Source organism: Pseudarthrobacter linnaei, assembly GCF_055412825.1.
This window is the reverse complement of record NZ_JBVAYX010000020.1, coordinates 53,456-65,577: the sequence shown is the minus strand read 5'-3', so window position 1 is coordinate 65,577 and position 12,122 is coordinate 53,456. Positions and strand designations below refer to the sequence as shown.

The 12,122-nt window shown below is 64.2% G+C and carries 11 protein-coding genes; 6 read left to right on the top strand and 5 right to left on the bottom strand.

What is annotated here, in order from left to right; all coding sequences use genetic code 11:
* The first annotated feature begins 271 nt into the window (after window positions 1-271).
* Window positions 272-496 (top strand): DUF6221 family protein, encoded by a 225-nt coding sequence (locus ACZYZ3_RS15425; protein WP_463964688.1) that lies wholly within the window; start codon window positions 272-274, stop codon window positions 494-496.
* A 468-nt stretch (window positions 497-964) separates the two neighbouring features.
* Here ACZYZ3_RS15425 and ACZYZ3_RS15420 read toward each other — a convergent pair whose 3' ends face one another.
* Window positions 965-1,444 (bottom strand): HAD family hydrolase, encoded by a 480-nt coding sequence (locus ACZYZ3_RS15420; RefSeq protein ID WP_463964687.1) that lies wholly within the window; start codon window positions 1,442-1,444, stop codon window positions 965-967.
* Between the two features lie 333 nt (window positions 1,445-1,777).
* Here ACZYZ3_RS15420 and ACZYZ3_RS15415 point away from each other — a divergent pair, with 333 nt between their 5' ends.
* Window positions 1,778-4,330 carry an AMP-binding protein gene (locus ACZYZ3_RS15415; RefSeq protein ID WP_463964686.1) on the top strand — a complete coding sequence of 851 codons (2,553 nt, stop codon included), beginning with the start codon at window positions 1,778-1,780 and terminating at the stop codon, window positions 4,328-4,330.
* A gap of 5 nt (window positions 4,331-4,335) precedes the next feature.
* Here the strand turns inward: ACZYZ3_RS15415 and ACZYZ3_RS15410 are convergent, their stop codons facing one another.
* Window positions 4,336-4,563, bottom strand: a complete 228-nt coding sequence (locus tag ACZYZ3_RS15410) for a phosphodiester glycosidase family protein (RefSeq protein WP_463964685.1) — start codon at window positions 4,561-4,563, stop codon at window positions 4,336-4,338.
* 121 nt (window positions 4,564-4,684) lie between these two features.
* Here ACZYZ3_RS15410 and ACZYZ3_RS15405 point away from each other — a divergent pair, with 121 nt between their 5' ends.
* The 3 genes from ACZYZ3_RS15405 to ACZYZ3_RS15395 all read left to right on the top strand — a co-directional run bounded on the left by ACZYZ3_RS15405 (window position 4,685) and on the right by ACZYZ3_RS15395 (window position 7,071).
* On the top strand, window positions 4,685-4,957 hold the full coding sequence (locus ACZYZ3_RS15405) for a hypothetical protein (RefSeq protein WP_463964691.1): 273 nt from the start codon (window positions 4,685-4,687) through the stop codon (window positions 4,955-4,957).
* A 480-nt stretch (window positions 4,958-5,437) separates the two neighbouring features.
* Window positions 5,438-5,872, top strand: a complete 435-nt coding sequence (locus ACZYZ3_RS15400) for an SDR family NAD(P)-dependent oxidoreductase (RefSeq protein ID WP_463964684.1) — start codon at window positions 5,438-5,440, stop codon at window positions 5,870-5,872.
* Window positions 5,869-7,071, top strand: a complete 1,203-nt coding sequence (locus tag ACZYZ3_RS15395) for an MFS transporter (RefSeq protein ID WP_463964683.1) — start codon at window positions 5,869-5,871, stop codon at window positions 7,069-7,071. Before ACZYZ3_RS15400 ends, ACZYZ3_RS15395 begins: the two co-directional genes overlap by 4 nt.
* 373 nt (window positions 7,072-7,444) lie before the next feature.
* Here the strand turns inward: ACZYZ3_RS15395 and ACZYZ3_RS15390 are convergent, their stop codons facing one another.
* The 3 genes from ACZYZ3_RS15390 to ACZYZ3_RS15380 are packed head-to-tail and all read right to left on the bottom strand — an operon-like array spanning window position 7,445 to window position 9,483.
* Entirely contained in the window at window positions 7,445-8,212 is a 768-nt protein-coding gene (locus ACZYZ3_RS15390; RefSeq protein WP_463964682.1) for an SCO1664 family protein, read from the bottom strand.
* The gene (locus ACZYZ3_RS15385; protein ID WP_463964681.1) at window positions 8,212-8,766 is read right to left on the bottom strand and encodes a DUF3090 domain-containing protein; all 555 of its coding nucleotides are present in this window, start codon (window positions 8,764-8,766) and stop codon (window positions 8,212-8,214) included. Before ACZYZ3_RS15385 ends, ACZYZ3_RS15390 begins: the two co-directional genes overlap by 1 nt.
* Window positions 8,767-8,790: 24 nt before the next feature.
* Window positions 8,791-9,483: a histidine phosphatase family protein gene (locus ACZYZ3_RS15380; protein ID WP_463964680.1), complete on the bottom strand. Its 693-nt coding sequence runs from the start codon at window positions 9,481-9,483 to the stop codon at window positions 8,791-8,793.
* A 1,750-nt stretch (window positions 9,484-11,233) separates the two neighbouring features.
* Between ACZYZ3_RS15380 and ACZYZ3_RS15375 the strand changes: the two genes are divergently transcribed.
* Complete coding sequence (locus ACZYZ3_RS15375) at window positions 11,234-11,599, top strand: hypothetical protein (protein ID WP_463964679.1); 366 nt, start codon at window positions 11,234-11,236, stop codon at window positions 11,597-11,599.
* The last annotated feature ends 523 nt before the right edge of the window (window positions 11,600-12,122 follow it).

The following is a 12,122-nucleotide window of genomic DNA, read 5'->3' as shown; positions in this document are numbered from 1 at the left end:
GGGTCCGGCTTGATCTGTCAGGAGTACTTCGGGAACACCCCCGTCCCGGATGGGTCACCCCACAACCGAAACCAATCCGTTACACAACCACACCAAGGGGAACATTCAACGCCCGGGTTCTCCGTCGAGGGCAACGAGTACGAAATGTTTCCTCCGCGGATAACGCTGCTGACCTGCGCAGGAATCAGCCATCCACGAGTACTCTTTCGTCCTGCGGATCTTCGACGATCATGAAAACGGAAGCGAACACAACTCCTCACTGGGCAAGCGAATGCTGGATGAGTGCGCCCAGAAGAGAGCCATCATCGCCAGCTGGAAGGAAGCTACCGACGCCGAAGGGATTAATGACCCCAGCGAAGCAGAAGGGACAGTTGCCATTGCCCGCCGGGCCATGCCAACCATCCTCGCAGGCTCCCATCGGGAGCACCCAAACTACGAGCAGTGCTGGTCACCCGTTCTGTCAACAGACTTAGCCAGCGAATCTGCGAAAGACTGACGTACCGCCGTGTTGCAGCCGTGAAGGGCTAACGGCATAACTCCGGACGTCGGTGTCTGTAGCTACGGAGGCGGAGAGCCAGCGCCGCGGGACCGGGCACCACGTGGCAGTGCACGGGCGAGGTCTTGTCGGGGCTTCTCGGACTCTGCCGTACAGGCAACACTGGCCAGGCGATCAAGGGGATGTCGTCGATGCCGGCGAGTCCGCGCTCCGTGGCGGACTCGGGTGAGATGCACGTCCATGCCTCGGCGGTCGCCCCCGCCCGGCCGTCTGGGGGTCAACGGTGCATGTCACGCTGCTGTCAGGGCCGCGGGGAACTGGGTCAGCGCGGTGACTGTGAAGTCAGGAGCTTTAAAGATGCCGGGGCAGCTTCCCCCGGCCCTGTTCAACCACGCCGTGCGCAGACCCGCTCGGGCGCCGCCGGGGATGTCCCAAGGATGGACGGCGACCGGCACCATGGCGGCGAGGTCAGCCCGGCAGGCGGCGGCGGCATATTTGCAGGATGCCCGTGCAGGCTTCCAGGCGGCCGCGTCCTCGACCGGGAGCAGCGACTGACTCGTCACGAATTCCGGCGTCGCTGAACAGCTTCCCGGCGATCTCGGCAGAGCCATTGCTGAGCGTGTTGAGCCCGAACCCGGCAGTGGCGAGTGCCCTAATTCCATCCGGGGCGTCCTGACGTACGATCAGGCCCATCATGCCGCCCACCACATGCTTGACCGCCGTCTCAAGTGGCCGTTTGATTCCCACACCGGCAAGAAGTCCCCGGAGTGCCTCGGCCCCAATGGCGGCGAAGGATCCCTTGTCGCCGCTGGCCGTGAGGGCGAAGCCGTCGGGCAGCAGGGTAGCGAACCGGAGTTTGGCCAGTGCAGCCGGCGCACCGATACCGCTGAAGCGTTCGCCCATGGAGGACATATCGGAGAAAGTTTCGTTGACGTCCGTCGTGATCATCGGGGTCGAGCGGGCGGCGTTCCAGGCCGGTCCCGATGACCGAAATTAACGTGGCGGACAGGAAAATCGTCAAGGCGGTCGGAGACCGCCGTGACGCGGATCTACGTTGTTAACGCCTGATTAACGATGCGGGAGAGGGCGTCGACGGGACCAATCGCGTGCGTGAAGGCCCACCCGCTGTCATGCCTTAAGCCCAGCCCTAGGCGGGCAGCATTCGGGCCGCCCTGATGGGCTCTGTTCAGACTTACGTTTTCAATGACGGCACCGGGTATTAAGCAAGACTTTTGTACCTTAATTTTGCTTAGGTGAGCCTAATCTAATACCATCGTCCGGGTGACCACTCAGCTTGATTTCATGCGGGTCCCCTTTGCCTCGGATCTTGCGAGCTACGGGGACCGACCCGCCATTCTCACCGACAGCGTCGCGGTGACCTACCGGGAACTGGCGGAGCGCGTCGAAGACCTGGCCGTCCGGCTCGGCACCGAACGGCGCCTCGTTGCGCTGACGGCGGCCAACAACGTCGAGTCGCTTGTGGCCTATCTGGCGGCGCTCGCAGGCGGACACCCCCTGATCCTCCTGCCCGAGGACAAACCTGCAGCCCTGGAATCCCTCGTTGCTGCCTATGACCCCGATGTGATTGTGCGGTCAGGGCCCGGGCGCACTGTCCTCGAGGAACGCCGGCCGGGCACGCGCCACGAGCTGCACCCGGATCTTGCCCTCCTGCTGAGCACGTCCGGGTCCACGGGCTCGCCGAAGCTTGTTCGTCTCTCGCATGCGAACCTGCAATCCAATGCCGAGTCTATTTCCGAGTACCTGAACATCGGCCCGGACGACCGTGCTGCGACTACCCTGCCGATGTCCTACTGCTACGGGCTGTCGGTAATCAACAGCCACCTGCTCCGCGGTGCGGGACTGGTCCTTACCGACCTTTCCGTCGTCGATCCATGCTTCTGGGAGCTATTCCGAAACCACGGTGCGACGGCATTCGCGGCCGTTCCCTACACCTTTGAACTCCTGGAACGGGTGGGGTTCGCGGACATGGAGTTGCCCGGCCTGCGTTACGTCACCCAGGCCGGCGGCCGGCTCGCACCTGAGATTGTGCAGCGCTACGCCGGGCTCGGCCTCCGGGGTGGCTGGGATCTTTTTGTGATGTACGGCCAGACGGAGGCTACCGCCCGGATGGCTTTTCTGCCGCCTGGCCTCGCAGCCACTGTTCCCGGGGCCATTGGCATTCCCGTCCCCGGAGGCGCATTCCGCATCGACCCTGTTCCCGGCCTGGAGCATGGCGAACTTATCTACACGGGCCCCAATGTGATGCTCGGCTATGCGGAGACGGCCGAGGACCTCGGGAAGGGCCGGGCCATCGGGGAGCTCCGCACCGGCGATCTGGCCCGGCAGCACCCCACCGGCGTCTACGAAGTGGTCGGGCGCCGCAGCAGGTTCGTCAAAATCGTCGGCCTGCGCGTTGACCTCGGGCAGGTGGAGCGGATCCTGGCCGACCTCGGCGTGCAGGCAGCCAGCGCCGGGACCGACGGCGGCCTCGTCGTCGCGGTCGAGGGCGACCACGACACGCGCCTGCTGGGAAAGGTCCTGGCCCAGGGTGTGGGTCTGCCCCGTGCCGCTCTGCAGGTCCACACCGTCGAACATCTCCCGCGTCTGGCCACGGGCAAACTGGATTATCGGGCTGTCCTGGCGCTGTCCGGGCCCGAACCCGTTCACGCGCCTGCGGACGGGTCGGCCGACGGCCCCGGCAGCGTCCGAGGGATCTTCGCGGACGCCTTGGAGGTCACTGTCATTGCCGACGGCGACACTTTTGTCTCGCTGGGCGGTGACTCACTGTCGTACGTAGCGGCATCGCTCAGACTGGAACAAGCCCTGGGCCACCTCCCGCCGGACTGGCACGTGACTCCCGTCCGGGACCTGGAACCACGGCGTCGTACTGCCCCGGCCGGAAAGCTGCGGAGGTTCGTTGCGCCGCTCGAAACGAGCATCGTGTTGCGGGCCGTGGGGATCGTCCTGATCGTCAGTACACACGTCGGTTTGTTCAGCTGGCAGGGCGCGGCCCATGTGCTCATGGCCGTGGCCGGGTACAACTTCGCCCGCTTCCAGCTCTCGGGGGAGCGGGTCCCGCGCCTGCGGCGGCAGCTGGCCGGCCTGGCCAGAATCGTCGTGCCCAGCACGGCGTTTATCGCCGCCGCCTATCTGATCACCGACAACTACACCCCTGCCAATATCCTGCTCCTGAACGCCATCGTCGGGCCGGAGGCAGTGACCACACAGTGGCACTTCTGGTTCATCGAAATCCTGGTCTACCTGCTCCTGGGAATGACGGCACTGCTGGCCGTTCCCTGGGCGGACCGCGCCGAGCGGCGTTTCCCCCTGCTACTTCCACTGGCTCTGACCGGAGCCGGGCTGCTCACCCGTTACGAACTGGTGAATCCGGGAGTGCCGCACACGGCGCCGGCTCTCTGGCTCTTCGCGCTGGGCTGGGCCATTGCACGGTCCCGGACGGTAACCCAACGATGCGCAGTCTCAGCCATTGCGGTACTCACCGTCCCGGGGTTCTTCGACAACGCGGCCCGGGAATGCACGCTCCTCGCCGGGATCCTGATGCTCATCTGGCTGCCCAGCATCCCGGTGCCGAAGGGCCTCCGCCGTCTCACGGTGGTGTTGGCCAGCGCCTCCCTCTACGCGTACCTCGTCCACTGGCTGGTCTACCCGCCCCTGGCCGGGATAAGCCCCGCACTGGCCGTCGCGGCCTCGCTCGCCGCAGGGGCAGCGTACTGGGCGGTATGCATGCGCGTGGTCAAAGCAGCCACCCGCCGGCGGACCCGGTCTAAAACATCCCACGAACAAGTTCCGCCAGCCACCGCGCGAACCTCTTGAACGGCTCACCCGGCTTTCGCCCGCACCCGACCTGCGGCGTTGGAAGGGGAGTTCACGACCTGGCCGCCGGCGACCATGGTGGTGGAGCCTCCGCCGTCAAAGTTGATGGCGGCCACCACCCCCGGGGAGCGGCTGATGGCTGCTGCTTCTTTGATCCCGTGTTCTGAGTCGCCTGCACCGCTTCCGCTCCCGCCTTCCTCTTCCCATGGGTACGCCGAGTCTCCGTCGCGCAACTGGCGAACGGTGCCGGATCGTGGTCATTGGCAGCCGCAACCCGGCAGGGAAAAACAATAGAGCCATGGTACAAGGGAATCTGCGCCTCTTTCCGGGGGCTGCGCCCGGGGCGGGTAAGACATACGCGACGTTGAAGAAGGCCGCCGACTGGCACGTGAGAGGTTCGATGTCGTCGTTGGTGCAATCTCCACGCGGGGACGTGCCGACACTGCCGAACTGCTGCATGGCATGGAAGAATGCCCCGAGCTTGCATACAACCACGGGGAGGATGCCGGCTTAGATGTCCAGGCGTTGACAGCCCGTGACCCTGACGTCGTCCTGGTTGATGATTACGCTGCCGTGTCTGCTGGTGTGGCCGGCAGGAGCAGATCGGTGCCCTTCTGGCCAACATAGAATCCGGCGCTGACCGGCTGGTCAGCAATCTCCTTGACATGTCCCGGATCACGTCCGATCCCGTTGCGCCGCTCATCCGCCCGGTCTTTTGGGCCGACGTTGCGTTCTCCTATCAGTGTCGGGGACATTCAGGCGGGGGCCGGTCAGCTCCGGCCCTGCTTGAAGGCTCGTCTCCATCTGCGGCCTCGTCCGTTGCCACACAGTATCCTTGTCTGCAAAGCCCGGGGCAACGCTTGGGCAGGCTCATTAGGTCCTCCAACTCCTTTTTCCTGGCCGCCCAAATCGATACGGGGCCTCAGAAATTCCACCATTGTCCGAGACGAAGGATTGACCATGGGGAGGTAACGATGAGCTCCGTGGCTTTCGAAGGTGAAGGAATACCGGCGCCAGGGAGGGGTTGTGGGTTTCGGCACCAATTCCTGCGGCCACCGGACCGCGCTTCACCACATACTTCTTCTTTGGTTTTTGAAGGGACATTTTATGGATGTGCAAGACCGTTCAATTCTGCTCATGGGGGCCGGCGGCGGTGTTGGTGCGGCGCTGGCGTTGGAGCTGGCCGCACGTTCGGCCAGACTCACCCTGGTGGGCCGACGGCGCGGTCCCCTGGACGAGGTTGCCGTTGCGGTGCGGGAACGCGGCGGCCAGGCGCACGTGGCGGCCCTGGACTTGACCCTACCCGGCGCCCCCGCCGTGGCCGGCATGGAACAGGACGCCTTGACGGTCATCCGGGGAGGCGCGCCCCGGACCGTGATGTTCACCTTGAACCGTGAGGACCCAGCCGCAGTTGACCGGACGCTTTCGGCGCGCAAGGACGCCCTGGAGGAAGCCGTTGCCGGCCATTCCAGTCTCTGCCCCCCCTTGTCCGCGGGGACCCTCGCTGCTGGAGACACCGCCGTGGCCGGATCCCGTCCGTGAGGGGGCAATGGCGGTGGCCGGCCCTTGCGATGTTCGCCGCCGGTTACGGGGCGAACCAGTTCGTTCCCCTGCTCGCGCTTTACCGCCGCACCCTCGCCCTCTCTGACGCGGATGCGACCGCCGTGTTCGGCGTCTACGCCCTGGGCCTGATCCCGGGTCTGATCTTCGGCGGAAGGATCAGCGACAGACGGGGCCGGCGTCCGGTGTTGCTGGCCTGCACCGCATTGTCGCTGCTGGCTACCGCCGTCCTGATCACCGGGCAGTGGGGCATGGCCGGGCTGTACGCAGGTAGGCTGCTGACCGGCTTGGTCTCCGGAACGGTCTTCACGGCCGGCACCGCCTGGGTTAAGGAGCTCTCCGGGGACGAACGTGCCGGTGCCGGCGCACGCCGGGCGGCGCTGGCACTGACAGCTGGGTTTGGTATCGGCCCGCTCGTGGCCGGTCCCTTGGCGCAGTGGGGGCCGGCACCGCAGGTCCTGCCCTACATTGTGCACCTGGCCCTGGCCAGTAGTGCACTGCTGATGCTTCCGCGCGCCCGGGAGACGGTACCAGGTGCCAGGAAGTCAGATCCTCCGGCTCCTTTGCTGCCGCCGTCGGCTTCCTCGGCCCGGTTCCGCCTGGTGGTTGTGCCGCTTGGGCCGTGGGTCTTCGGCAGCGTCACACTGGCCTTCACCACCCTTCCGGGGCACGGAACCGGACCCACGGGTGTACTCGGAGTGGCTTTCCCCGGACTGCTCGCCGCCGGTGCCCTCGCCGCGGGCGTGGTCTCCCAGCCTCTGGGCCGGCGCATGCACGAGGCCGGGGCGGCCCGCGGCAGCACCGCCGCCGCGGTAACAGGCCTTGGCATTGTGGCTGCGGGCTGCGCCGCGGCAGCGTTCGCCACAGCTTTCCCCGGGATTGCCACCGCGACCACGGCGGCCCTAATACTCGGGGCGGGCTATGGAATATGCCTTATTGTCGGGCTGCGGGAGGTAGAGGAAATCGCCGCACCCGGGGAGCTGGGCGCTGTAATCGCCCTGTTCTATAGCCTCGCCTACTCCGGCCTGGCCGTACCGTACCTGCTGGCCCTCATAGCCCCAACCACTGGCTACCCCCAGGCCCTGCTCTTCACCGCCGCCGCCGCCACCCTGACCCTGGCGGCCGTATTCTGGACAGGACAGAGAAGTTACCGGGCTCGACCCGAACTGAACAACATCTGACCTCCGGCCGCACATGCCCGCTGTACAGGCGTCCTGTGACCGCGTGGCAGTCCTGATTAAGGCAAACACGCGGCTCACTCGTCAGCCACAAACGCGCGGTAACCTGGTCGGGCGGCGTCGGAGAAGATTCATCATCGTCAGGGCGAACACCGCTTCCTTGTATTGGTTGAGGATTTCAATGGCTGTGTGCCCGAGCCCCGCGGTCAGGTTTGCTCCGGCGGCCGCGCCTGCGCAAGAGTGAATCGGAGGGGTAGAACATCCCAGGGCGCACCGGTTCAGCCAGCGCAGTTCGTCAACTCCCGGCGACGCCAGACTTGTAAGATCCATGCCATCAACGTGACACAGCCTGAGAAGCCCGTAGTCCGGAATTCCCTTAGAACAGCGGCCAGGGCACCGCCGAGATCTCACTGCTCGGAGCCGGAAACCGCCCTGCCAAGCGCAACCGGGCACAGCGCGCGGTGAGCGATGCGATTTCTTCGGCGCTGAGCAAGTCCGCCAGGTTTCGGCCCAGTCCACCGTGCAGTCCTTCGCTGACACGATCGATGCCGGCGCGTTCCTCGGCGGTCAGAGCGTCTCCCCGCCATCCCCACAGCACCGTGCGAAGCTTGTGGTCACGGTGAAAGGTGAGCCCATGGTCCACGCCGTGCCGGTGTCCGTCCGTCATGGCAAGAATGTGGTCGCCTTTGCGGTCGGCGTTGTTGACGACCATGTCGAACACCGCCATGCGTCTGAGCGCTGGCGAGTCTTCGTGAACGAGGGCGACCATCCGTCCGTTCTCGTCTCGTCCCTCGAGAACGTGTTTCCAGCCCGTCTCCGGCACGTGGTCCGTCGCGACCAGGTTCACGGCGCTTTGGGCGGGGTCTTGCTCCTGCCAGAGCTGCACCATTCCTTCGCCCATCGGACCATCGCGCAGCCAGGTGTGCGGCACGAGGTCCCAGCCGAAGACCTGCGAGACCAGATAGGCGGCCACCTCCCGGTGAGCCAGGGTGCCGTGGGGAAAATCCCACAGCGGGCTTTCGCCGGCTATCGGCTTATAGACGACCACCACTTCCCCGATGCTGCCCAGAAATGTAGCGTTTGAAGCCGTCGTGATGCGGCCGGTGAGCGTCAGCTCGGCGGTCATTAGGTCCGGCGCTGGCATCAGAGCCCGGGAAGGGTACAGGTGTGCCCGTCGGCGTCTATGGGGTAACCGCAGAGCGAGCACATCGGACGCCCGGCGCCCACGATCTCACGGGTGCGCTTGGCGAATGCGCGGGCGGTGCCGACCGGCATTCGCACCAGCAGCATTTCGGGCTCTTTAGCGCCGTCGTCATCAAGGGCTTCGTCGTTGTCGTCAGCATCGACCTCGGTGATGGGGTAGGCCTCAATTACGACCTGGGCCGTGGTCGGGTCCCAACCTAAGCTCATGGCGCCGGTGCGGAACTGCTCCTGAACGGCCTCGAGCTGGTCATTGTCGACAAGTTCAATGGGAGTACTCGAGGGAACGCTGAAGGGGTTGCCCTCGATGGTGATGAGCTGGTTGAGAATTTCGTCGATCTTTTCCGCGAGCAGAGCCGACTGTTGCTTCTCCAAGGCAATGCTCACGATCTGCGTCCCTGCGCGCACCTGCAGGTAGAACGTGCGGGCCCCCGGAAGGCCAATGGTGCCAACGACGACTCGATCAGGCCAGGCAAACTCATGAACACGTGTGGGCATGTCAATATTTTAGGCACATGAGGTTCATAGTGCCTTTTGCCCTGCACCGCCGCCCACCGGCGCATCGCCGGAGTGGATGCCGTTCGACAGCCACGACAGATCACCCGCGTCGGTGTTGGTCGCGTAGACGCTCGGCCGACTAGCGCCGTAGCGCACGATCGATACGGAGGCGGGGCCCACGTTAATACGCTGGAACAGGTCAAGGTGCATGCCGAGGGCGTCGGCGAGGATTGACTTGATGATGTCACCGTGACTGACCGCCACCCACACGGCCCCTGGCCCGTACTCGGCTTCGAAGGCTGCATCGTGGCGTCGAATCGCTGCCACCGACCGAGCCTGCATCGCGGCCATGGATTCACCGCCGGGAAAGACGACCGCGGACGGTTGCGACTGCACTACCGGCCACAAATCCTCGGTCGCGAGATCACTGAGCGTGCGGCCCTGCCACTGGCCGTAATCGCACTCGGTGAGATCGAGATCGACCGGCGCGTACGGCGTGCCAGCCTGGCGATCGAGGATGAGCTGGGCGGTCTGCTGACAACGCTCAAGAGGGCTCGACACCACCCCGACTACGGGCACGGCGGCGAGCCGGTCTCCGGTCAGAGCCGCCTGGTCGCGCCCGATCTGGTCCAGGCTGACGCCGACGGCCCGACCGGCCAGCAGTCCAGTGGCATTGGCTGTGGTGCGGCCGTGCCGCACGAGAATAACTGTCGCCATCCACCCAGCCTAACCAACCGCTCGATGGCGGTGTGAACCGTACCGGGCCGGACGTCGAACAGGCAGATAAAGCACTGGCGGAACCCTTCAAGCACACCGACGCGCCCAAAGTCGCCCAGACGGACTCGGCACGCATTGACCAGCTCATGGCCGACGCAGCAAAACCGGAAGTCCGGGAACGGGGAGCGGGTTTTCGATCCCTGACCGAAGGCGCTACGGGTGGAAGGCCCCGGAAATAGACGACGCTGCCGCTGCCCGGGCCAGGGAACGTAAAGGCTAAGGGATCAGTGCCTTCGACATCGGCAAGATGCTTGGAGTCTCCCGGCGCCTGCCGCCCGGATCGGAGTCAGCCGGTAGGGCCGCTTCCAGAGGCTTTGAGTGCGTCTTCTCTGATCCACTTTCTGGTGAGGACGGCATCCAGGACGCAAGAAACGGCGATGGTCGCCCAGGAAATCCATATAGGTGCCAGACCTGCAATAACGAAGCCCCGGCAGCGAGCACGAAGCCGCCCGAGACATAGCCGTAGATCCGGCGCGCAGAGGACGCAAATCGTGCCTCTTGCACCTCACGAAAGTAGTTCAGCATCAGTCCCCCAAGGTTCGAATCGGAGCCTACAGCACTGGGAACTGTAGGAGTTGAGCGACCTTCACCGGGCCCTGTCCCGGGCGAGGTAAACGGGAATCCGGAATATCAGTGGCGCCATGGAATTTTCGCCGCCGGGGGAGCGGGCGGAAGGTGTAGCGGTGGGGAATCGGCTTACGAACGGGCCCGTAAGCCGATGCGATAGCTGGGTCGTACGGTGCTCACATTGGACCTTCGATTCGCCACACCCGCATTGCTGGCATTTCCCTGGACTGCGAGAACCATAGCGGGCGGAATGTATCTGACCTCCCTGAACCGAAAACCAAAGTCTTGTTCTAACCGGCACAGGACAACAGCTGAAGCGTTTATGGGACTTGCACTCTGAACGCTGCATCGCTCTTGAACCCCACGTGCCTGCATCCGCCAAGGCGCGATGTACGACGACCTCACCCCCGATCTCATGGAAAGTGTGAACGATGAAACGCCGACAAACGGGGGCCCTCCGACACGAAAGGCAACTAAGCCAGGAGTCAAGTGGTTGTACAGGGCTGGTTCTCCCGGGTCGTCATGAAGGACTTCCTCCACCGAATTCCATCAGTGCAGGATTATCGGCCGGTGGAATGATTGAGGCTGCGTTGAGGGCAAGGGAGTGTTGGTTGGTGGACGGCAACCCGCCGGGCGATGGGGGATCCGCAAACGATCAATCGGCTAGCAGTGCTAGCCTCGGACTTTTGAGAAAGTAGACGCATAAATATTTGGGGGCTTCGCGTGGTTTCGTTTGGAATACTAGGGATTCTTTACTCCGTGGTCATGGCGGTAATCGCGGGCATGGCGATCTACGCCTTGGTGCTTGTCATCATCTTTCTCCGCCTCCGCATCAAGGAACTCAAGGCAGCGCAAAGTGCCGACGGGGGACGCCCGCCCAGATGACACCCTTGAGATTGACCCCGTGTTGAGGGTTCCCCTTACGGACTGGCTACTGGTCCTCGACGCCAACCCCTCCGGAGCTTTGGCCGCTAGCCTTGCCGGTCAGCAGCCAGACTTCGACCGATGGAAGTGGGAGCCCGACGCTTTGTTCCGGCGCTACTCCAGGCCCGGCCGGCGGCTGCGTGACAGCGCGCCGCTGCTAACGAAATGATCCCGCCGAACTTCTGATAGGAATGACACTGTGCAAAGCCCTGAGGATCCTCTCTTCGACATTGACATCCGGCCCTCCAACGCTGAGCTCAAGTTCTCCCTAGGATTTCAACTCGCCCTGTTCGTTGGAATTGGAGGTGTGGCCCCCATGTTCATCCTGCACTGGGCCGGGGTACGTCAATGGGCATTGGTCGGAATTCCGTTGTTGTGCGCGACGGCGTCTGTGTGGTGGCTCCTGCGATTCCTCAAGCGACGCGGCATAGAGACAAAGGCAAATTACGTGGCCCACGGCGGCAACCCTGCCGGTACGAATGATCTCCTGTTCGGTCAGGTGTCTTACGAAATCACACCTGACGGCCGTTGGAAGTGGCCTGAACAGAGCTACAGCGGCGAGTAAGGAGGACGGCAGGAGCAGGGTCCCCCTCCCGGCCCTCCCTGGGGAGTGCCAATCAGGCAGATCTGGCGCCAACTGCAGCGCTCCGCTCCCAGAAGATAGGGCGAGCTGCCAAGGCGGCCGTCAGGGTGCCCAGGACTTCATGCAGCACCCGATCCGTATGGACGCGTGATCGCTTCGAGGAAATGCCCGTCAGGATCCGCGAAGTAGACGCCACGTCCGCCGTCGTTGTGGTTGATCTGCTGCGGGCGAGACCGTCCCGGGTCTGCCCAGGAGGGGATGCCTGGGCAGATGAATCCTTGCGAGATTCCGTCAAAGTCCTCCTCGCTGACCAAGAAGGCGTAGTGCTGCGGGAGATGGGCCGGTCTGCCGTGGCGAATTCGAGGGCCACTCCGTGGTCGAGGTGCTAGCGGTCATGAAAGACCACATGGCTTGGGGCTTTGGCAGTCCGAGCACGTTGGCTAGGAACTCCGCCGAATGGCGCTTGTCCGTTGCGTAGACGATGGTGTGGTTGAAGTGACCGTCA